This is a genomic window from Stenotrophomonas sp., assembly GCF_032056425.1.
Taxonomy (GTDB): Bacteria; Pseudomonadota; Gammaproteobacteria; order Xanthomonadales; family Xanthomonadaceae; genus Stenotrophomonas.
Genome location: NZ_DAMBCN010000004.1, coordinates 143,477 through 162,813 on the forward strand (window position 1 = coordinate 143,477; position 19,337 = coordinate 162,813).

Annotated in this window: 22 protein-coding genes and 2 tRNA genes; 12 read left to right on the forward strand and 12 right to left on the reverse strand. The window is 66.6% G+C overall.

Annotated elements, in window-relative coordinates; all coding sequences use genetic code 11:
• Positions 1–76: 76 nt before the first annotated feature.
• Complete coding sequence (locus RTY46_RS04930; RefSeq protein ID WP_312706951.1) at positions 77–838, reverse strand: sulfite exporter TauE/SafE family protein; 762 nt, start codon at positions 836–838, stop codon at positions 77–79.
• 138 nt (positions 839–976) lie between these two features.
• The gene (gene crp / locus RTY46_RS04935; RefSeq protein ID WP_010482649.1) at positions 977–1,666 is read right to left on the reverse strand and encodes a cAMP-activated global transcriptional regulator CRP; all 690 of its coding nucleotides are present in this window, start codon (positions 1,664–1,666) and stop codon (positions 977–979) included.
• Between the two features lie 149 nt (positions 1,667–1,815).
• Between crp and speD the strand changes: the two genes are divergently transcribed.
• Entirely contained in the window at positions 1,816–2,610 is a 795-nt protein-coding gene (gene speD / locus RTY46_RS04940) for an adenosylmethionine decarboxylase (protein ID WP_006473908.1), read from the forward strand.
• A gap of 167 nt (positions 2,611–2,777) precedes the next feature.
• Positions 2,778–3,098 carry a quaternary ammonium compound efflux SMR transporter SugE gene (sugE, locus tag RTY46_RS04945; protein ID WP_312706952.1) on the forward strand — a complete coding sequence of 107 codons (321 nt, stop codon included), beginning with the start codon at positions 2,778–2,780 and terminating at the stop codon, positions 3,096–3,098.
• Positions 3,099–3,207: 109 nt separating this feature from the next.
• Here sugE and coq7 read toward each other — a convergent pair whose 3' ends face one another.
• Positions 3,208–3,852, reverse strand: coding sequence for a 2-polyprenyl-3-methyl-6-methoxy-1,4-benzoquinone monooxygenase (coq7, locus tag RTY46_RS04950; protein ID WP_312706953.1), 645 nt, complete (start codon positions 3,850–3,852; stop codon positions 3,208–3,210).
• A gap of 194 nt (positions 3,853–4,046) precedes the next feature.
• Between coq7 and rplM the strand changes: the two genes are divergently transcribed.
• Complete coding sequence (rplM, locus tag RTY46_RS04955) at positions 4,047–4,475, forward strand: 50S ribosomal protein L13 (RefSeq protein ID WP_005414692.1); 429 nt, start codon at positions 4,047–4,049, stop codon at positions 4,473–4,475.
• A 2-nt stretch (positions 4,476–4,477) separates the two neighbouring features.
• Entirely contained in the window at positions 4,478–4,870 is a 393-nt protein-coding gene (rpsI, locus tag RTY46_RS04960; protein WP_005411311.1) for a 30S ribosomal protein S9, read from the forward strand.
• A gap of 192 nt (positions 4,871–5,062) precedes the next feature.
• Here rpsI and RTY46_RS04965 read toward each other — a convergent pair.
• Together RTY46_RS04965 and RTY46_RS04970 are read right to left on the reverse strand one after the other, a co-directional pair.
• Positions 5,063–5,137: transfer RNA gene (locus RTY46_RS04965), tRNA-Gln, on the reverse strand.
• Between the two features lie 52 nt (positions 5,138–5,189).
• Positions 5,190–5,266, reverse strand: a tRNA-Met gene (locus RTY46_RS04970).
• 121 nt (positions 5,267–5,387) lie between these two features.
• Here RTY46_RS04970 and RTY46_RS04975 point away from each other — a divergent pair.
• The 3 genes from RTY46_RS04975 to bfr all read left to right on the forward strand — a co-directional run bounded on the left by RTY46_RS04975 (position 5,388) and on the right by bfr (position 6,936).
• Positions 5,388–6,008, forward strand: coding sequence for an RNA pyrophosphohydrolase (locus tag RTY46_RS04975; RefSeq protein ID WP_108751086.1), 621 nt, complete (start codon positions 5,388–5,390; stop codon positions 6,006–6,008).
• Positions 6,009–6,116: 108 nt separating this feature from the next.
• Positions 6,117–6,323, forward strand: coding sequence for a (2Fe-2S)-binding protein (locus RTY46_RS04980; RefSeq protein WP_057497541.1), 207 nt, complete (start codon positions 6,117–6,119; stop codon positions 6,321–6,323).
• A gap of 142 nt (positions 6,324–6,465) precedes the next feature.
• Positions 6,466–6,936: a bacterioferritin gene (bfr, locus tag RTY46_RS04985; protein WP_108754386.1), complete on the forward strand. Its 471-nt coding sequence runs from the start codon at positions 6,466–6,468 to the stop codon at positions 6,934–6,936.
• Between the two features lie 75 nt (positions 6,937–7,011).
• Here the strand turns inward: bfr and RTY46_RS04990 are convergent, their stop codons facing one another.
• From RTY46_RS04990 to RTY46_RS05000, 3 genes are read right to left on the reverse strand one after another with little or no spacing between them, the layout of a single operon-like run.
• Positions 7,012–9,192, reverse strand: coding sequence for an ATP-binding protein (locus RTY46_RS04990; protein ID WP_312706954.1), 2,181 nt, complete (start codon positions 9,190–9,192; stop codon positions 7,012–7,014).
• Positions 9,193–11,091 carry an EAL domain-containing protein gene (locus RTY46_RS04995; RefSeq protein WP_312706956.1) on the reverse strand — a complete coding sequence of 633 codons (1,899 nt, stop codon included), beginning with the start codon at positions 11,089–11,091 and terminating at the stop codon, positions 9,193–9,195. It abuts the gene before it with no gap.
• 44 nt (positions 11,092–11,135) lie between these two features.
• Positions 11,136–11,753, reverse strand: coding sequence for a DUF4126 domain-containing protein (locus RTY46_RS05000; protein ID WP_312706957.1), 618 nt, complete (start codon positions 11,751–11,753; stop codon positions 11,136–11,138).
• A 178-nt stretch (positions 11,754–11,931) separates the two neighbouring features.
• On the opposite strand from RTY46_RS05000, the gene RTY46_RS05005 reads away from it, so the two are divergent.
• The 5 genes from RTY46_RS05005 (at position 11,932) to ampE (ending at position 15,541) form a co-directional block, all read left to right on the forward strand.
• A complete protein-coding gene (locus RTY46_RS05005) occupies positions 11,932–12,675 on the forward strand; it encodes a DUF6776 family protein (RefSeq protein ID WP_312706958.1) in 744 nt (247 codons plus the stop codon).
• A 4-nt stretch (positions 12,676–12,679) separates the two neighbouring features.
• Positions 12,680–13,147: a polymer-forming cytoskeletal protein gene (locus tag RTY46_RS05010; protein WP_312706959.1), complete on the forward strand. Its 468-nt coding sequence runs from the start codon at positions 12,680–12,682 to the stop codon at positions 13,145–13,147.
• A gap of 31 nt (positions 13,148–13,178) precedes the next feature.
• Positions 13,179–13,571 (forward strand): iron-sulfur cluster insertion protein ErpA, encoded by a 393-nt coding sequence (erpA, locus tag RTY46_RS05015; RefSeq protein WP_108747525.1) that lies wholly within the window; start codon positions 13,179–13,181, stop codon positions 13,569–13,571.
• Positions 13,572–13,636: 65 nt separating this feature from the next.
• Positions 13,637–14,542 (forward strand): NAD(+) diphosphatase, encoded by a 906-nt coding sequence (gene nudC / locus RTY46_RS05020; RefSeq protein ID WP_312706961.1) that lies wholly within the window; start codon positions 13,637–13,639, stop codon positions 14,540–14,542.
• Between the two features lie 111 nt (positions 14,543–14,653).
• The gene (ampE, locus tag RTY46_RS05025) at positions 14,654–15,541 is read left to right on the forward strand and encodes a regulatory signaling modulator protein AmpE (RefSeq protein WP_312706964.1); all 888 of its coding nucleotides are present in this window, start codon (positions 14,654–14,656) and stop codon (positions 15,539–15,541) included.
• 411 nt (positions 15,542–15,952) lie between these two features.
• On the opposite strand, the gene RTY46_RS05030 is transcribed toward ampE, so the two are convergent.
• The 4 genes from RTY46_RS05030 to RTY46_RS05045 form a co-directional block, all read right to left on the reverse strand.
• On the reverse strand, positions 15,953–16,378 hold the full coding sequence (locus RTY46_RS05030; RefSeq protein WP_312706965.1) for a DUF2752 domain-containing protein: 426 nt from the start codon (positions 16,376–16,378) through the stop codon (positions 15,953–15,955).
• Between the two features lie 43 nt (positions 16,379–16,421).
• Positions 16,422–16,694, reverse strand: a complete 273-nt coding sequence (locus RTY46_RS05035; RefSeq protein WP_312706966.1) for a CD225/dispanin family protein — start codon at positions 16,692–16,694, stop codon at positions 16,422–16,424.
• Between the two features lie 32 nt (positions 16,695–16,726).
• Positions 16,727–17,014, reverse strand: coding sequence for a CD225/dispanin family protein (locus RTY46_RS05040; protein WP_312706967.1), 288 nt, complete (start codon positions 17,012–17,014; stop codon positions 16,727–16,729).
• Positions 17,015–17,188: 174 nt separating this feature from the next.
• Positions 17,189–19,078, reverse strand: a complete 1,890-nt coding sequence (locus RTY46_RS05045) for an MFS transporter (protein ID WP_312706968.1) — start codon at positions 19,076–19,078, stop codon at positions 17,189–17,191.
• Positions 19,079–19,337 lie beyond the last annotated feature (259 nt).

Below are 19,337 nucleotides of genomic sequence, written 5' to 3' on the forward strand. Positions count from 1 at the left end.
GGTGAATGAGCCGCCGGGCATGGCCCGGCGCTACCGGAACAGGCGCGGGTAGCGCCGGGCCATGCCCGGCGGGCGGTCAGCGGTACAGGTGCCCATACACCGCATGGCCGATCTGGAACAGGCTGATACCCAGCACCAGCACGCCCACCGCCACCAGCACCCAGCGTTCCTTCACCTGCTTGACCAGGATCGCCGCCACCGGCGCGGCCATCATGCCGCCGATCAGCAGGCCGGCCACGATCTGCAGGTGTTGCAGGCCCATCGACAGCAGGAACGTGGCCGAGATGGTCACCGTCACCACGAATTCGGCGGCATTGACCGTACCGATGGTGGTGCGCGCCTGGCCGCCACGGGCCAGCAGGGTAGAGGTAGCCACCGGGCCCCAGCCGCCGCCGCCGCTGGCGTCCAGCAGGCCGGCGAAGAAGCCCAGCACCGGAACCCGGCGGATCTCGCCCTTGGGCACCCAGCGCCCGACCGCGCGGGCCAGGATGAGGATCGCCAGCACCAGCAGGTACAGGTAGATGAGCGGGCGTATGGCGTCGCCCGGTAATTGGGTCAGGACGTAGGCACCGACCGCGCCGCCCACGGCGCCAGGCAGGGCCAGACGGAAGAACAGGCGTTTGTCGACATTCCCGGCGACCAGATGCGACACGCCGGACGCGCCAGTCGTGAACACCTCGGCGGTATGGATGGCCGCGCTGGCCTGCGCTGGCGGGATGCCCATGGCCAGCAGCACCGACGAGGACACCAGGCCAAACGCCATGCCCAATGCACCATCGACCAGCTGTGCGCCGAGGCCGATGAGGATGAACCACCAGAATTCGCTGCTCAGTTCCATGCCCCGAGCCTAGCGGATGCGCGTGTGCGGGGCGTGCGATGGTCTGTCGCACGTACGACGGTCCGCAGGGCATGGCCCGGCGCTACCGTGGTGCAGGTCTTGGGTAGCGCCGGGCCATGCCCGGCGGACATCTGTCGATCAACGGGTGCCGTACAGCACCACGGTCTTGCCGCGGGCATGCAGCAGGCCGTCGGTCTGCAGCTTCTTCAGCACGCGGCCGGCCATTTCACGTGAACAGCCGACCAGGCGGGCAAGTTCCTGGCGCGAAACGCGCAGCTGGCTGCCCTGCGGGTGGCTCATCGCTTCCGGTTCCTGGGCCAGATCGTGCAGGGTGCGCACGATACGGTCGGTCACGTCCAGGAACGCCAGGCGGCTGGCCTTGCGGCTGGTGTCGAGCAGGCGCTTGGAAATCTGCTGGCCCAGCGCGTACAGCAGGCGCGGGGCGTCCGCCGACAGCGGGCCCAGGAACAATTGGTGCAGGCGTTCGTAGCTGATCTCGGCCAGCTCACAGGCGGTGCGGGTGCGCAGGATCACCTCGCGGCGGTCCGATTCCACGAACAGGCCCATTTCGCCCACGAACTCGCCGGCACCGAAGTAGCCCAGCACCAGCTCGCGGTCGTCGTCCTCCTCGGCCATGATGGAGACCGAGCCGCTGATGACGTAATAGAGGGTGCCGGCCGGGTCTCCAGGGCGGAAAACGTCAGTACGGGTGGGGTAACGCCGCCGATGGCTGTGCGCCAAAAAACGATCGATGGTGGCGATATCCAAGGCCAATGGGCTGCTAGCTAGGCGCACGGTTGACACGATAGGGGCGCTCCCTCTGCGCATGAACGGATTCACAGGTTCGATGGCGGAGCTTAACCAGCGCACCTGTTAAGGGCAAATAGTGTGCCAGAAGCGTGAGCCCTTCACGTTCCCCCAGCGGGCAGTTTGCCCCATAATTCCCCCTTTCCCATCTCACACAGGAATCGACCGCCGTGGTCAAGCCGTTGCCTCGCCTGAGGTTGCAGGGTTTCAACAACCTCACCAAGGCGCTGAGCTTCAACATCTATGACGTGTGTTACGCGCGCACCGAAGAGGAGCGTCAGCGTTACATTGAATACATCGATGAAGAGTACAACGCCGACAGGCTGACTCAAATCTTGACCGATGTCGCCGAGATCATCGGCGCGAACATCCTGAACGTGGCCCGCCAGGACTACGATCCGCAGGGTGCCTCGGTGACCATCCTGATCTCCGAAGAACCGGTGATCGACAAGAAGCAGGCCGGCAAGGAGCTGATCTCCGATGCGGTGGTCGCGCACATGGACAAGTCGCACATCACCGTGCACACCTATCCGGAAACGCACCCGCAGGAAGGCATCGCCACCTTCCGCGCCGACATCGACGTGGCCACCTGTGGCGTCATTTCGCCGCTGAAAGCGTTGAACTACCTGATCGAAAGCCTGGAATCGGACATCGTGATCATGGACTACCGCGTCCGTGGCTTCACCCGCGATGTGAAGGGCAAGAAGCACTACATCGATCACAAGATCAACTCGATCCAGAACTTCCTCGCCAAGAACATCAAGTCGCGCTACGAGATGTTCGACGTCAACGTCTACCAGGAAAACATCTTCCACACGAAGATGCACCTGAAGGACTTCGACCTGGACCAGTACCTGTTCGAGGAAAAGGCCAAGAACCTGTCGTTCAAGGAACGCATGAAGATCGAAGCGCTGCTCAAGCGCGAGATCGAGGAGCTGTTCCACGGGCGCAATCTGTCCGAGTGACACCCGTGTGCGGTGCCCGATGGCATCGCGCACCCAGGCGGGACGACCCGCCCCGTGGAACCGCGCTCTGCGCAGTTCAGTGGTTCCACGGCGATGTACCGACCTACGGCCCGGTGTGAAAACACCGGGCCGTTTCGTTTTTGTTCAACAAGGTAAGGACCCCACCCATGCCCTGGATCTATCTGCTGCTGGCCGGCCTGTTCGAAATCGGCTTCGCGATCGGAATGAAGTACTCCGAAGGCTTCAGCAAGCCCCTGCCCACTGCCGCCACCGTCGTCTCGGCGCTGATCAGCCTGTATCTGATGAGCCAGGCGATGAAGAGCATCCCGGTCGGCACGGCCTACGCCATCTGGACCGGGATCGGCGCGCTGGGCGTGGCGGTGCTGGGCATTTTCCTGTTCAACGACAGTGCCTCGCCGGCGCGGCTGGGCTGCGTGGCCCTGATCGTGGCGGGTGTGATCGGGCTGAAACTGGTGTCGTCCAATTGATTGACGGGGTCGGATCCCTTTTCCACGGGAAAAGGGCTCTGACCCCATCGGACCGTAAGGGGTCAGAGCCCTTTCCCGATGGGAAAGGGATCCGACCCCGGCGGGTTCCCTACAGCCGGTAGGCGATGGTCTTCATCACCTTCGAAGCCAGCGCCATCGCGCCCGGAATCGGGAACGGCAGGCGGCGTGCGCCGGCGTGTTCGGCGTGCTCGGCGTGCCGCGCCTCGTCCTCTTTCATCACCTCGATGACCGCACGGCTGCGCAGGTCGCCCGCCGGCAGGTCCACCAGGTGCTCGTCCAGGTGGGCCTCCACCTGGCGCTCGGTTTCAACCACGAAGCCCAGGTTCCAGCCGTCGCCGCGCAACCCGGCCAGGGTGCCGATGGTGTAGCTGCCGGCGTACCAGAGCGGGTTGAACAGGCTCGGCCGGCTGTCCAGCTCACCCAGGCGGGTGGCGCACCAGGCCAGGTGGTCGGTTTCTTCCTGCGCCGCTTCCAGCAGGTGTTCGCGGGTGGCCGGGTCGCGGGCCACGGCGGCCTGGCCGAAGTACAGGCCCTGCGCGCAGACCTCGCCCACGTGGTTGATGCGCATCAGGCCCGCCGCATGGCGCCGCTGCGCGCGGTCCATGCCCGGTTCGTCGGTGTCCGCCGCCGGGTAGGGGCGGGCGGCCGGCGGATTGCCGAATACCGTGTCCAGGGCGCGCTGCGCCTCGGTCAGCAGGTGGTCCAGCGGGGTGGTCTGGCGGAGCGCGGTCATGGCAGCACGGGTGGGGCGGGGGACCTGCGATTCTCGCCCGGCGCCCGGGCCCTGCCAACCCAGGACCGGGGCGCTTGCGTCGGGCAGGCCGGGTGCGTACAATCCCGCCTCTTACGCTTCACCTTTTCACAACGCGTGGCAGAGTTCCGGCGAGCCTTTCGTCGCAATGAGCCCGACCTAACCTAGAGTTCTTCATGAGCACTTTCACTGCCAAGAACGAGACCGTCCAGCGCGACTGGTACCTCGTCGACGCCGAGGGCAAGACCCTGGGCCGTCTCGCCACCGAGCTGGCCCGCCGTCTGCGCGGCAAGCACAAGCCGGTCTACACCCCCCACGTTGATACCGGCGACTACCTGGTCGTCATCAATGCAGAAAAGATTGCCGTCACCGGCAAGAAGCTGCAGGACAAGATGTATCACCGTTTCACCGGCTACATCGGCAACCTGAAGACCGAATCCCTGGCACAGGCGCTGGAGCGCCACCCGGAGCGCGTGATCGAGATCGCCGTGAAGGGCATGCTGCCGAAGGGCCCGCTGGGTCGCCAGATGTACCGCAAGCTCAAGGTCTACGCCGGCACTGAGCATCCGCACGCCGCACAGCAGCCGCAGGTTCTGGATATCTAATCATGGCTATCACTCAAAACTACGGCACTGGCCGCCGCAAGTCCTCCACCGCTCGCGTGTTCCTGCGCAAGGGTTCGGGCAACATCACCGTCAATGGCCGTCCGCTGGACGAGTTCTTCGGTCGTGAGACCGCGCGCATGATCGTGCGCCAGCCGCTCGAGCTGACCAAGAACACCGAAAGCTTCGACATCCTGGTCACCGCCGCTGGCGGCGGCACCACCGGCCAGGCCGGTGCGATCCGTCTGGGCATCGCCCGTGCACTGGTCGAGTACGACGAAACCCTGAAGTCCGAGCTGCGCAAGGCTGGCTTCATGACCCGTGACGCCCGTGAAGTCGAGCGTAAGAAGGTCGGTCTGCACAAGGCCCGTCGCGCCACCCAGTTCTCCAAGCGCTGATCCATTGCGCCTGGTTGGGCTCCCTCGGGGGCCCGCTGGTTGGAAACGCAAAAGCCCGGCTTCGGCCGGGCTTTTGTCGTTCTGGGGGTTGGGGGTCGGATCCTTTTCCGCAGGAAAAGGCTCTGCCCCCCCAGTGATGCGCACGCAAAACAAAAGGCCTGATCTTTCGATCAGGCCTTTTGTTTTCTAATTTGGCTGCCCCGGATGGATTCGAACCACCGAATGCCTGAGTCAGAGTCAGGTGCCTTACCGCTTGGCGACGGGGCAATGTCGCGAACAACTATTCTCACATTTTTCACATTGAAAAACAACTTCAATGTGGTGGCTATGGGTGGACTCGAACCACCGACCCCAGCATTATGAGTGCTGTGCTCTAACCGGCTGAGCTACATAGCCTTGGTGAGCCCGCTATTCTGCGCATGTGTACTGGGCCTGTCAACACCTTTGTAACGTGCTTGTGGCCTGACAGGCGTCATGGGATAGTCCCAGCCAGTAGATTTTCTTAGGAGTCCGCATCGTGATCGATCCGGACGGCTATCGACCGAACGTCGGCATTGTGCTGATGCGGCAGGACGGGCAGGTATTCTGGGCACGACGTGTGCGCCGGGATGGCTGGCAGTTCCCGCAGGGCGGAATGAACACCGACGAGACCCCCGTCGAAGCCATGTATCGTGAACTGCAGGAAGAAACCGGACTGCTGCCCGAGCACGTGGAAGTGCTGGGCGCGACACCGGGCTGGCTGCGCTACAAACTGCCGGCGCGGGCCATCCGCCGCAATGAACGGCAGGTCTGCATCGGTCAGAAGCAGGTCTGGTTCCTGCTACGCCTGACCGGCGATGAGTCGCACGTGCGGCTGGACCATACCGACTCGCCGGAGTTCGACCACTGGCGCTGGGTCGATTTCTGGTACCCGGTGGAACACGTGGTCATGTTCAAGCGTGGCGTCTACGCCCGTGCCCTGCGCCATCTGGCGCCGCTGGCACGCGGGGTGGCCGGGCAGGGGGTCACCTCCATGCCCAAGAGCGCGGCCGAGGCCTGGATGCCCGGCCAGGCGGCCGGCCATGACCGCCCACGCAAGCGCCCGCGCAGCCGCGGGTACTGGCCGAAGAAGGCCCAGGGTGACGGTCCGGCCACCTAGTGGCCTGAACGGTAGCGAGAATGGTTCAGGTCATTGATTGACAACCATTCTCGTTTGCATTGGAATAGCGACCAGGCCGCTTCCGGCCTGTCAGCCTGGTTCCTGCCCGTGTACGTCTGCATCTGCAATGGTGTTACCGACCACCAGATCCGCGAAGCCGCCTCGCAGGGCGTCACGTCGGTGGGCGAGCTGACCATGCGTACCGGTTGCGGCGCCACCTGCGGTTCCTGCCTGGACATGGCCGGCGACCTGCTGGCCAAGGCGCTGGCCACGCACGACCTGCCGCTGCCCGTGCTGGGCCTGCAGGCGGCCTGATCCGCCTGTCGCGCGGCACTGACGCCACGCTCACTCCTGCTTCACCGCTGGCTGCACTGGCCAATGCGCACGATTCGCGTTCCTTCACGCCCGCGCGCAAGGCGTTACAGTGCCCGCGTTTTCAGCGTGCAGGAGCATCCCCATGAAGGGCGACACCAAGGTCATCGAATTCCTCAACAAGGTCCTCTACAACGAGCTGACCGCGATCAACCAGTACTTCCTGCACGCCAAGATGCTAAAGAACTGGGGCATCAAGGAACTGGCCGAGCATGAGTACAAGGAATCGATCGACGAGATGAAGCATGCCGACATGCTCGCCGACCGCATTCTGTTCCTTGAAGGCCTGCCCAACTTCCAGGCGCTGGGCAAGCTGCGCATCGGCGAAAACCCGACCGAGATCCTGCAGTGCGACCTGTCGCTGGAACGCGACGGCGTGGTGACCCTGCGCGACGCGGTGGCCTATGCCGATTCGGTCGGTGACTACGTCAGCCGCCAGCTGTTCGTGAAGATCCTGGATTCGGAAGAAGAGCACATCGACTGGCTGGAAACCCAGCTGGACCTGATCGAGCGCATCGGCGAGCCGAAGTACCTGCTGAGCAAGCTCGAAGAGTGATGGAACCCGCAGCGTAGAGTCGAGCTTGCTCGACTGTTTTTGCCTGAAGTAGTCGAGCAAGCTCGACTCTACCGGTTACCGGTGCTGGCCCAGGTAGCCGGTCAGCGCCACGCGCGCACGGGCAAACTCGGCCACCAGCAGCGCCACCGCCACGGCGGGGCGCTGCAGCGTGCCGCCCCGGGCTTCACGCTCGATGCGCGTGGCCACCGCCGACAGTGACAGCGCACCGACGTTGGCGCTGGAGGATTTGAGGCTGTGCGACAGCGCCTGCAGGCGCTCGATGTCCTCACCCTGTGCGGCCTGCTGCAGCTGCTGCACCAGCAGCGGCGCATCTTCCAGGAATACGGCCACGATCTGCAGCGCGGCCGGACCGATCACACTCTGCAGTTCCTCCAGCACGCTGCGGTCGAGCACCGGCTGTGGCTGACTGTCTTTGTCGGGCGCTGGTAGCGTCGAGCTTGCTCGACTATCGCCATGCCTATCGCAGTCGAGCAAGCTCGACTCTACGATTGCGGGTGCGCCGCCCCAGCGCTGCAGCAGGGCGTGCAGGACTTCGCGGTCAATCGGCTTGGACAGATAGTCGTCCATGCCTGCCTGTAGGCAGCGCTCGCGATCGCCGGCCATGGCGTTGGCGGTCATGGCGATGATCGGCAGGCGCTCCTGGCCGGTCTGCGCTTCTTCATGCCGCCAGTGGCGCGTGGCGCTGTAGCCGTCCAGTACTGGCATCTGGCAGTCCATCAACACCACGTCGATGCCGCCGGCACGCAGTGCCACCAGCGCCTGTTCGCCGTCGGCGGCATTGCGCACCTGGCACTGGAACACCTTCAACAGCTGTTCGGCCACCATGCGGTTCACCGCATTGTCTTCCACCAGCAGCACCCGCAGCCCCAGCGCGGGCAGCGCAACGAGCGGCGCACCACCGTCTGCGGACAGCAGGGGGGCGGGGCGTGCAGAGGCTGCCGGAGCGCCCAGCAGGGCGTGCAGCGCGGCATCGGTGAAGGTGGCCGGCAACTGCTGCTGGCGGGGGCGTGCCGGTGCGATGTCGTCCTGCAACCACAGCACCTGCAGCGCGTCGTCGTCGCCACGGTCGGCCAACGCGCGCTGCAGCGTGGCCTCGCCCTGGCGGCGCTGGCGTGCATCCACCAGCAGCCACGCCGGGGCGGGCTGGCCGGGCCGAGGCGCGCTGCGCAGGCGCTGCACCAGCGCCTCCAGATCGGACAGCGCCTGCGCCTGCAGGCCGTGGTGCACGGCAATGCGTTCCACCCGTGCCTGCAGCAGCGGGTCGGCGCTGTACAGCAGCAGCGCGGCCGGGCCGCGGGCCGATGCCGGCAGGTCGCCGGGCACCTTCAACAGCGGGATCTCGAACCAGAACGTGGCGCCCTGGCCGGGCGTGGACTGCACGCCGATCTGGCCGTGCATCAGGTCGATGATGCGCTTGCAGATGGCCAGGCCCAGACCGGTGCCGCCATACAGGCGGGTGGTCGATGCATCGGCCTGGCTGAAGGACTGGAACAAGCGCGCCTGCAGCGCCTGGTCGATGCCGATGCCGGTGTCGACCACTTCAAACCGCAGCTGGTGCTGGGCCGGTCCTTCGCCCAGCCGCTGCACGCGCAGCTGTACGTGGCCGCGTGCGGTGAATTTGATGGCATTGGCCAGCAGGTTGCTGAGGACCTGGCGCAGCCGCACCGGGTCGCCACGCACCGACAGGCGTACCGCCGGGTCCAGCTGCAGGCTTACGGAAAGCCCCTTCGACTCGGCGGCGCGCTGCATCAGCTGTACCACGCCATCCAGCAGTTCGCGCAGGTTGAACGTGGTGATTTCCAGTTCCAGCGCCTGCGCTTCCAGCCGCGAATAGTCCAGGATGTCATCGACGATGCGCAGCAGCTGCTGCGAGCTGGCCGATGCGGTGGCCAACATCTGTCGCTGGTCCTGTCCCAACGGACCACGGGCGATCAGTTCCAGCATGGGCAGGATGCCGTTGAGCGGGGTGCGGATCTCGTGGCTCATGGTGGCCAGGAACTCACCCTTGGCCAGCACGGCGGCTTCGGCGGCCTGCTTGGCCTGCAGCAGCTGGTGTTCCAGCTGCCCTTGGCGCTCGGTGGTGCGCCGCAGCTGGTCGCGTTCGCTGGCCAGCACCGTGCGTTCGCGCTGGCTGGCGACCAGTTGCTGGCCGCGCGCCCGCAGCCGCAGGGCCAGTGTCGCAAGCCCCGCCGCGGCCAGGCCCAGCGCCGCCAGCAGCGCGACGGTCAGCGGCACTCAGAGCACCGCGTTCTGGAAATCGAAGTTCAGGTCGCTGCCCGCCGACTGCACCATGTTGCCCTGGATGTAGTCGACGCCGCCCACCCACATGGCCGCCGCGGCCTGTGGGTCTTCGATCTGCTGGCCGATGATCTGCAGGCCGGCGGCATGCGCCTGTTCGATCGCCCGTCGCAGTTCCTCGCGCGTGCCAGGGTTGGCGTGGCTGCTGGAAAAGCGTGCGGCCATGCGAACGAAGGCCAGCGGCAACTGGGTCAGCAGGGCATCGGCTTCGCTGCCCGGCTCGAACTGACTGAGGCAGAAGCGCACGCCGGCGCTGGCCATGCGCTGGCAGAACTGCTGCAGCTGCACGGTGTGGATCAGCGCATCCGGCAGGCGCACATCGATCACCAGCGCGCTGCCGGGCAGCTCTCGCTGCTGCAGCGATTCCAGCAGCCAATCGGCGAACGCATCGCGCTGCAGGGTGCGCAGCGACTGCGAGACGAACAGGTTCAACGGGTGGGTGGCGTGGCGGTACAGATCGAGCAGGCCCATGGCGTGCTCCAGTACCTGCTGGTCCAGATCGGCAATACGCCCGGCGGCTTCGGCGGCGGGAATCACCTGGCCGGCTGTCAGCACCGTGCCGTCTTCCTGGCGCAGGCGCAGCAGCAACTGGTACTGCGCGCTGCCACCACCGGCCACCGACACGATCGGCTGGTACGCCAGTTCCAGTTGGCCTTCCAGCAGGGCGAGGTGCTCGTCGTCACTCACCGCCTGGCGGTGCACATGACCTGCGACGCCGGAGCTGAGCAGTCGCGCCTGCAGCGTAGTGCGTTCGACCGCCTCCAGCGCGCTGGCGGCATCGTCGAAGCCCGGTGACAGCGGTGCATAACCGACCACGCCGCGCAGGTGTACCGATTCGTCGTCCCGGATCACGAAGGCCCGTGCGGACAGCTGTTCGCGCAGGCTAGCGGCCAGCGTTTCCAGGTGGTCCTCATGGGCGTCGCGGGCCAGCAGCAGGAAGCTGTTGTCGTTCAGGCGTGCCAGCAGATGCGGATGGCCCGCTTCGGCCAGGCGTTGGCCAGCCTGCACCATCAGCCGCTCGAACGCGGCATAGCCGTAGCGTTCGCGCAGGCCCAGCGCGCTGGAAATCTCGATGAAGAACACGCCACCGTGGCTGTGATGGACCAGTGCGGCGTTCAGTTGCTGCAGCACGTGGTGGCGGGTGGGCAGGCCGGTTTCCGGGTTGCTGGTGGCCGGTGCGCCGTGCGCGCCGGGCAGCGTGGCGGCCTGCGCGCGGGCGCGGCGGATGCGGTTGGCCACGGCGGCAATCAAGTGGCGCGGCCGGATCGGCTTGCTGAGGTAATCGTCGGCGCCGCAGTCCAGCACTTCGAACTGGCGCTCCGGGTCCGGGTCGCCGCTGAGGAACACGATAGGCAGCAACTGCATGCCCGGCTGCTGGCGGATCATTGCAGTCAGGCGCATGCCGTCCACGCCGGGCAGGTGCAGGTCCATCAGGATCAGATCGGGGCGCTGCTCGCGGATGGCCTGCGGTACGGCATCCGGGTCGCCCAGCACCATCGCCTGCATGCCTGCGCCGTGCAGCACGCTCTGTGCGAACAGCGCCTGCGCGCGGTCGTCTTCGACGATCAGTACGCGGTACGGCGAATCGGCCGGGGGCGGCGCGGCATCGCTGTTGCCTGCCTCGCCCTGCGGCAGCGCGAACGGTAGCGGTGGCGGTGCCGGCAGTTCGCTGCCCGCGGTGGGTTCAGGGCCCGTGGTTGCCCCGCTCAGGGGCGCAGGTGTGGCCGCCGCCACGGCGGGCGGCGCGTCGGGCGTGGCCCAGCGCTGCCAGTGGTCGGCAGGAGGGGTTTCAGCGCGTCCCTGGCGGGCGCCCGCGGGAAATTCATTTGCGGCCATGGGGGCTCCTGATGTTCACGGCCATTATGCGGCAAGGCCAGCCGTCATCCCGCGCGGGCGGGCCCGCTGCCGGCGCTGCCGCCAGCACGGGCAAGCCAGCGCACCCCTTTCCACAGCGTGCGCCATACCAGCCAGACCAGCAGGGCGCCGGCCAGGCTGCACGCCAGCACCACGATCAACGCGATCCACGGGTGGGCCAGGGCAAGCGCGAGGCCGCCGACCACCACGGTGTCTTCGGCCGCCGAGGCGATCCAGTTGCTGGCCGGTTCCGGCGAGGTGTTCAACAGTGCACGGGTGCCGGCCTTCAGGCCATGACTGGCCAGAGCCACGCCCGCGCCGGCGACCAGGGCGCCGGTGCCCAGATCGCCGTCCGGCGACAGCGTGGCCGCCGCCAGAAAGGCGCCCGCGGGAACGCGGGCCAGGGTCTGCAGCAGGTCCCAGATCGAATCGACGCCAGGAATCTTGTCGGCGAAGAACTCGGCCACCGCCAGCGCCGCCGAGGTGCCCAGCACCCACCACGATTCGGTGGCCTGCAGGGCAGGGGGCAGGTCCACCCAGCCCAGCAGCCCGGCCAGGCCGACGCCAAAGACAGTGAGGTAGACGCGGATGCCGGCCAGCCAGGCCAGCAGGATGCCGATCACGAACAGGTGGGCTTCGGTCATGGCGGACTCCGGCGGCGGAACTGTGCGGGGTGCCACACTATCGGCGATGGCGTGCCTGAACACCACAGGCCGCCAGCGGCCGCCGTCGGGGAAACCCGCCGTTCCTGACTTACACTAGCCCGTCGTTTGCCACAGGGGCCGTGACGGTGTTGCCAATGCGATGCCACGGAGACTACCCATGAACAACCGCCCACCCATGCGTGTGCAGGTGCGCCTGCCGGGCGCGCCACAACCGCCGATCGATCGCCGTCGCCTGCTGATATTGGCTGGTATCTGGCTGCTGAGCCTGGTGCTGGCCGTACTGGGTGGCTGCTGGCTGGGTGCGCCGCGCGATGCCCAGGGCCAGCGCCTGCAGGCGGCCGAGAAGCGCGCCGATACCCTGCAGACCCAGTTGACCGAGTTGCGCCAGAAGCAGGCCACGCTGGAAGCCTCGGACCGGATCAGCCGCGCCGCCAACACCGAGGTGCAGTCGTCGCTGGCCGAGCGCGATGAAGAAATCGCCGGGCTGCGTGCCGATGTGGCGTTCTATGAGCGTCTGGTGGGCTCCACCAGCCAGCGCAAGGGCCTGAACACCCATTCCATCGAATTCACCCCGGAATCGGCCGGCACCTGGCACTACACCGCCGTGTTGACCCAGAACCTCAACCGCGGTGCGATCAGCCAGGGGCAGATGCGCTTCACGGTGGAAGGTGTGAAGAACGGCAAGCTGGCCACGATCAGCTGGGACGAGCTGCACCAGCGCAACAAGGTACCGGGGCAGGACTACTCGTTCCGGTACTTCCAGCAGCTCAGCGGCAGCGTCATGCTGCCGACAGACTTCACCCCGCAACGCGTGCGGGTGACATTGGGTGGGGGTGCGGGGGGCACGACCCAGGTATTTGACTGGAAACAGGCCGGTGCACCGGCCAGCAATGGGGAGTAGGCAGATGTTCGGAAACAGCAAGTCGAGCCGTGATGGCCAGCTGGTGGTGGATGCCCTGATCGGCAACCAGGTGGTGATCCGTGGCGATGTGGAATTCAGTGGGGGCCTTTACGTGGAAGGCCGCATCCATGGCAAGGTGATCGCCCAGGAAGGCGCCAGCGGTGCCACCCTGACGGTGGCCGAGCATGGCGTGATCGAAGGGGAGATCCGCGCCCAGGTGGTGGTCATCAGTGGCCGCATGGACGGCGACGTGCATGCCACCGAGAAGGTGGAACTGACTCCCAGCGCACGGGTGAACGGCAACGTGCATTACCAGGTGGTGGAAATGAATGCCGGCGCGCAGCTGAACGGCCGTCTGATCCACGCCAGCAGCCCGGTTGCCGCGCTGCCCGCACCGGAGGGTGAGGACACCACTGGCAAGGGCAAGGGCGGTGATGCAGCCCGCCGCAAGCTGGCCGAGGCCATGGCTTGAAACCCGCGCCCGGCGCCCCCATGCTGGGGCCATGAGCACGCTAGTTTCCCTGCCCGGCGCCACGCCGGCCGCCGCTCCCGACTACCAGTCGCTGGAGCGGCCGCTGAACTTCACCGAATCCGCTGCGGCCAAGGTGAAGGAACTGATCCAGGACGAGGGCAACCCCGACCTGGCCCTGCGCGTGTACATCGAAGGCGGTGGCTGTTCCGGCTTCCAGTACGGCTTCGAGTTCGACGAGAACCGCGCCGAGGATGACCTGGCGGTGCAGACCAGTGGGGTCACCCTGCTGGTCGACCCGCTCAGCCTGCAGTACCTGATGGGCGCCGAGGTGGATTACACCGAGAGCCTGACCGGTGCGCAGTTCGTGATCCGCAACCCGAACGCGAAGACCACCTGCGGCTGCGGCAGCAGCTTCAGCATGTAACAACGGCGCGCGGATCGGCAAACGCCGACCTTGCCACCTGCGGCGAATGGCGGCAGGCTTGTGGAATGCTTACGACTCCTTCGCCGCTTTCCGGTTTCGCCTTCGTGGACGAACCGCTGGAGCGCGCCGATGCCCTGCGCGCCGATGCCGATGCTCTGGCGCGCCTGTGGCCGGATGCGCGCATTCTCGTGCTGGACAAGGACGGCACGGCCTTCACCGATGAGGATGACCAGCCGCTGGCGTTGACCGGTGCCGCACTGGGTGGTGGCCCGGGCACTGCGATCTTCCTGGGGTTACGCGATGGCCAGGCATGGTTCGGCGTGGATGCCGCGCAGGTCAGCGTGACCGCGCCGCGGCGGCTGGACCTGCGGCAGGCGGCATTGCTGTGGACGGTAGCCGATGCCACGGCCTTCAGCTACGCGCGCGGCATGTCGTACTGGCAATCGCGCACGCGCTTCTGCGGCGTCTGTGGCAGTGCCGTGGCCTTCGCCCGCGGTGGCTTTGTCGGCCGCTGCCCGCAGTGCGCCACCGAACACTACCCGCGGGTGGACCCGGCGGTGATCGTGGCGGTGGAGAACCAGGGGCGGTTGCTGCTGGGGCGGCAGGCCAACTGGGCGCCGCGCCGCTATTCGGTGCTGGCCGGCTTTGTCGAGCCGGGCGAAACATTTGAACAGACCGTGGCCCGTGAGGTGCACGAGGAAAGCAAGGTGCGCGTGATCGCCGCGCAGTACCTGGGCTCGCAGCCGTGGCCGTTCCCCGGCGCGCTGATGGTCGGCTTCCGCGCGCAGGCGCACGATGATGTGCCCACCGTAGATGGCGAGCTGGAAGACGCCCGCTGGTTCACCGTTGATGAAGTGGGCGCCGCCCTGGCGCGCGACGTGGAAGACGATGGGCAGGGCATTCGTCTGTCGCCGCCGATCTCGATCTCGCGCGGTCTGATCGAACACTGGTACCGGCAGCAGCGCGGCTGAGCATTGCCGCCACCTGAACACGCGGCAAGGTACAGTGGAATCCGTCGCTGAAGGCGCGGCTGCGGCAGGTAAGGTAGCGGCGCCGAACGCTTGTTCATCGGGAGACCCGCCATGTTCACCACTCTGGTTGCCGTGCTGGTGGCGCTGGCCCTGGGCCATGTAGCCCCGGCCGCTGCCGCCTCGCTGCGCCGCTTCGAGGGGTTCCGGTACTGGCTGGGTTGGCTGGATGCGCATGGCGGTCGGGTCTGGCAGGGGCCGGCGGGCGTCGTGGTGGCGTTGCTGCCGCCGCTGCTGCTGATGGGGCTGCTGGTGTGGCTGCTGAGCGGCGTGCTGTTCGGGTTGCCCGCGCTGTTGCTGGGGGTGGCGGTGCTGGCCTGGTGCTGGGGACCGCGTGACCTGGACCGTGACGTCGAGGCGATCATCGATGCCGATGAGGCCGGTGCCCGGCAGGCGGCGGTGCGGCAGTTGCAGGCCGCCGGCGGTAGTCTGCGTGAGGATGTTCCGTCGCTGGTGGAAGCCACCGTGTTGAATGCGCTGCGGCGGTGGTTCGCGGTGCTGTTCTGGTTCCTGTTGCTGGGCCCGGTCGGGGCGCTGGCCTATCGCCTGTTGGCGCTGATGGCAGAGAGCCCGATGCGTGCGCGGGTGCCGGTGGAGCCGCTGGCACTGGCGCAGCGCGTGCTGTCGTGGATTGAATGGCCGGTGGCCCAGTTGATGGCCTTTTCGATGGCGCTGGTGGGCAACTTCGATACCGCGTGGAAGGCGTGGCGGCAGGCCCACGGCGAGCGGTTGGCTGGCGGCATCGGTTTTCTGGGCGCGGTGGCGCGTGCCAGCGTGAACGCCGAACTGCGCGAGGATGCGCACGATTACACCGAAGCGGGGCTGTTGCCGGTGTGGCAGCGGCTGCCGGACCTGCGCGACGCGATGAGCCTGGTGTGGCGCATGCTGCTGCTGTGGTTGGCAGTGCTGGCCCTGCTGGTGATTGCCGGCTGGGTGACGTAGGTATTCGGGCAGGGCTTGCAGCCCTGCACCCGCTTCAAGCCAAAGCAACGGCAAGGTCAAAAGCTGGGTCTCCGTGGGATGGCGTGGCGCTGTGGGTATCGGCGACTGTTCGAACGCCTGGCTGTTGGTAGGTGTCGACCTTGGTCGACACAGTAGATCCACGCCATGCGTGGATGCCGAGCGCAGCGACCCGCTGTGGCTTTTGATCTTCTCTTCTTTTCCGTGGTGGACGCGCACGGAAACTGTCCGTGGCCGGCCGCGATGGGTTTGCGGGGGTATCCGCGCCATGGATGGCGCGGCTAAGCCTCCACGGACGGATTCACGGCGTCCCCCGCAAACCCATCGCGACCGGCCAACAAACCCATGATCGACAAACGCCCACCACGAGGGGCTGCGCCGTTGGCTGGAACCCTAGACCGGGGCCAAGGCGGTGAACGGGGCCCAAGGCAGGTTGCGCAGCAGCGCGTAGCCGGGCAGCAGCCACAGCCAGAACATCGGGTTGGCCAGCACCCGCATCAACGGGTCGAGCACGCGCGCACGGATGCCGGCGCTGTTGAGCAGCATCAGGAACAAAAACGGCAGGCTGATGACCAGCAGCGGATTCATCGCCATCGCGCCGGGCAGGTCGAAGTGCACCAGCGAGTACAGGCAGCGCGTGCTGCCGCAGCCGGGGCAGTACAGCCCGGTCAGTGCGTACAGCGGGCAGCCGGGCAGCGGATTGCCCGAGACATAGGGGTTGACGTGGCGCAGCACCACGGCGGCACCGGCGGCCAGGCCGGAAGCGGCCAGCAGCGGGGCCCAGCGGGCCAGTCGGGAGCGGACAGGGAACACGGACATGCGACGACGGGACCCGGCGTGCTGCCGGATCCCGCCGGGTGCATCAGTAGCTGCTGCCGCCGCCCATCACGCCGACCACGGCGATCAGGATGCCGTACAGGATGCCGACGACGACGGCCGCGATGACCGACCAGATGGCCCACTTCTTGGCCTTCTCGGACGATTCACGGGCACCGGCGATGTCGCCAGCGGCCAGCTTGCCGTTGACCTGGGCGGCGTAGACGATCGACACGATGCCGGCCGGCAGGCAGCAGAACAGGGTCGACAGGATGGCCCAGACCAGATTGTTGGGGACCTGCGGCGTGGTGGTGTTCATGGTTCAAGCTCCTCGATGGGTGGTGGTGTGAATCAAAGGTCGGAAAGAGCGCCCAGCGCAGCCAAGCCGCCGAACAGCCCGAACCACAACAGCAACAGGACCGGCAGGGCGACGGCCGAAGCCACCGCCCACCAGCCCGCTTTGCGTGACGCACTGAAGGCCCCCGGCAGGTCACCGGCCGCACGGCGGCCGTCCACCTGCGACGCATAGACAATCGACACCACGCCCAACGGCAGGCAGCAGAACAGCGTCGTCACGATCGCCCAGACCAGATGGTTCGGGATGTAGATCGGGCGTTCGATGGGTGGCGGTTGATTCAAAGCAAGACTCCATTCCTTGGCGGTCGGTCTGTCGTGGACAGGCCGAACCTCCCCCCTGTGGCTGCGTAATCTACCTCAACCGGCGCCTCATGTATGCGTTTACATGCCCGCAGAGGGGGGCTGTGTGCGCTTCAGGAGGTCGCCGGGAGGGGCGGCTGCCCAACGGCAGACGCATCAGGCGTTGTCGCCGCGCAGGGCGCGCACCTGTGCTTCCAGTGCGGCCGCCGTGGCCTGTCGACCGTCCACGGCCGGTGCCGCCACCACTTCCACGGTGGCGCGGAAGCGGCGCGGTACGCGCATGCGGCCCAGGCGGGTATCGCGCCGGCTCCACATGCTCGACCACATGCCGCGCAGTGCCATCGGCACCACCGGCACCGGCCTGCGCTCCAGGATCTTCTCCACGCCTGACTTGAACGGCCCCATCGCGCCATCACGGGTCAATGCGCCCTCGGGGAAAATGCAGACCAGCTCGCCCTCGGCCAGCGCCGCATCCACTTCGTCGAACGCGCGCTGCATCAGGGCGGGGTCTTCGCGCGCGCCGGCAATGGGAATCGCCTTGGCGGTGCGGAAGATCCAGCGCATCACCGGAATGTTGAAGATCCGGTAGTACATGACGAAGCGTACCGGGCGCGGGATCGTTGCCGACAGGATCAGGGCGTCCATGTAGCTGACATGATTGCAGACCAGCAGCGCGGCGCCTTCGTCGGGCACGTTGGCTTCAATGCCGTGCGGGCGCAGCCGGTACAGCGTGCGCACCATCACCCAGCTGAGGAAGCGCATCAGGAATTCGGGGACGATGGTGAAGATGTAGATCGCCACCACGGCGTTGGCGATGGCCAGGGCCAGGAACAGCTGCGGGATGGTCCAGTGCAGCCATTCGCGTGCAGCCAGCGAGATCAGTGCGGCACCGACGATGAAGCCGGAGTTCTGGATGTTCAGTGCGGCGAACACGCGCGACATCTGCGCCTTCGAGGTGCGGCTCTGGATCAGCGCGAACAACGGCACCACGAATACGCCGGTGAACAGGCCGATGCCGACAAGGTCGATGACGATGCGTACGCTGCCTGCGTGCTGCAGGAAGGCCAGGATGCCCATGCCGTGCACCGTCGCCTCACCCGGGCGGGCGAAGTACAGATCCAGCAGGAAGGCGGTCATGCCGAACGCACCCAGCGGCACCAGGCCGATTTCCACGGTACGCGCGGACAGCTTTTCGCACAGCAGCGAGCCGACGCCGGTGCCGACCGAGAACAGGGCCAGCGCGAACAGGTACAGCTTCGGTTCGCCGCCCAGGTTGGCCAGCGCGTAGTTGGGCAGCTGCGAAGTCAACACGGTGCCGACGAACCAGAACCAGGACACGCCCAGGATGGCGTTGCGCACCGCCTTCTGCTGGCGCGCCATGCGCAGCACGACCAGCGATTCCGGCAACGGGTTCCAGTTGATCTTCAGGTCCGGGTCGCCGGCATCGACCCTGGGGATCATGCGCGCGGCGATGTTGCCGCAGATTGCCAGCGCGATGACCGCCGTGGCGGCCACGATCGGGCCATGGCTGCCGGCCAGCAGGAACACCGCCCCGCCCAGGATCATGCCCGACAGGATCGAGATGGAGGTGCCCATCTCGACCAGGCCGTTGCCGCCGGTCAGTTCTTCCGGCTTCAGCACGGCCGGCAGCACCGAATACTTCACCGGCCCGAACAGGGTGGACTGCATGCCGGTGCAGAACAGCGCCACCAGCAGGAACGGCAGGCTTTCGGTCAGGAAGCCGACCGCCGCCATCGACATGATCACGATCTCCATGGTGGTGGTGATGACGATCAGGCGCGATTTTTCCAGTTTGTCGGCGATCTGGCCGGCAAGGGCTGAAAACAGGAAGTAGGGCAGGATGAAGATGGCCGGTGCCAGCGTGGTGTACAGCGAACGCTGCTCTTCCGATACGCCCAGGTAGAACAGCAGGCCGATGATCGCCTGCCGGTAGACGTTGTCGTTGAAGGCACCGAGCGCCTGCACGATGAAGAACGGCAGGAAGCGGCGCTGGCGCAGCAGGGCGAACTGATTGTGGCCGGACATGGAACCTCCTTGGACCGCCGCAGCCTAGCATTCCTGCCTGCACGGCGGGTGCGGGGTGGGGGGATACGCATCGGTGGCGTTCGATCCGAACGATGCCGGGCACCGGGCCGCACGGTGCCGCGATGGCGGACCGAATGATGCCTCGATGGTGCGCGATGCTCGGACCGAACGATGTCTCGATGCTGCGCCATGCCGGGACGAATGATGCCGCGATGCTGCGCTTCGTAGAGTCGAGCTTGCTCGACTGCTGTTGGCGGAG

Bases quoted from the DNA above. Each gene is read 5' to 3' on its own strand.
- erpA (WP_108747525.1), top strand. From the start codon at position 13,179: ATGAGCACGCTAGTTTCCCTGCCCGGCGCCACGCCGGCCGCCGCTCCC.
- RTY46_RS05035 (WP_312706966.1), bottom strand. From the start codon at position 16,694: ATGAACACCACCACGCCGCAGGTCCCCAACAATCTGGTCTGGGCCATC.
- bfr (WP_108754386.1), top strand. From the start codon at position 6,466: ATGAAGGGCGACACCAAGGTCATCGAATTCCTCAACAAGGTCCTCTAC.
- RTY46_RS05045 (WP_312706968.1), bottom strand. From the start codon at position 19,078: ATGTCCGGCCACAATCAGTTCGCCCTGCTGCGCCAGCGCCGCTTCCTG.
- ampE (WP_312706964.1), top strand. From the start codon at position 14,654: ATGTTCACCACTCTGGTTGCCGTGCTGGTGGCGCTGGCCCTGGGCCAT.
- RTY46_RS05030 (WP_312706965.1), bottom strand. From the start codon at position 16,378: ATGTCCGTGTTCCCTGTCCGCTCCCGACTGGCCCGCTGGGCCCCGCTG.
- nudC (WP_312706961.1), top strand. From the start codon at position 13,637: ATGCTTACGACTCCTTCGCCGCTTTCCGGTTTCGCCTTCGTGGACGAA.
- sugE (WP_312706952.1), top strand. From the start codon at position 2,778: ATGCCCTGGATCTATCTGCTGCTGGCCGGCCTGTTCGAAATCGGCTTC.
- RTY46_RS05010 (WP_312706959.1), top strand. From the start codon at position 12,680: ATGTTCGGAAACAGCAAGTCGAGCCGTGATGGCCAGCTGGTGGTGGAT.
- rpsI (WP_005411311.1), top strand. From the start codon at position 4,478: ATGGCTATCACTCAAAACTACGGCACTGGCCGCCGCAAGTCCTCCACC.
- crp (WP_010482649.1), bottom strand. From the start codon at position 1,666: ATGCGCAGAGGGAGCGCCCCTATCGTGTCAACCGTGCGCCTAGCTAGC.
- RTY46_RS04930 (WP_312706951.1), bottom strand. From the start codon at position 838: ATGGAACTGAGCAGCGAATTCTGGTGGTTCATCCTCATCGGCCTCGGC.
- RTY46_RS05000 (WP_312706957.1), bottom strand. From the start codon at position 11,753: ATGACCGAAGCCCACCTGTTCGTGATCGGCATCCTGCTGGCCTGGCTG.
- coq7 (WP_312706953.1), bottom strand. From the start codon at position 3,852: ATGACCGCGCTCCGCCAGACCACCCCGCTGGACCACCTGCTGACCGAG.
- RTY46_RS05005 (WP_312706958.1), top strand. From the start codon at position 11,932: ATGAACAACCGCCCACCCATGCGTGTGCAGGTGCGCCTGCCGGGCGCG.
- RTY46_RS04995 (WP_312706956.1), bottom strand. From the start codon at position 11,091: ATGGCCGCAAATGAATTTCCCGCGGGCGCCCGCCAGGGACGCGCTGAA.
- rplM (WP_005414692.1), top strand. From the start codon at position 4,047: ATGAGCACTTTCACTGCCAAGAACGAGACCGTCCAGCGCGACTGGTAC.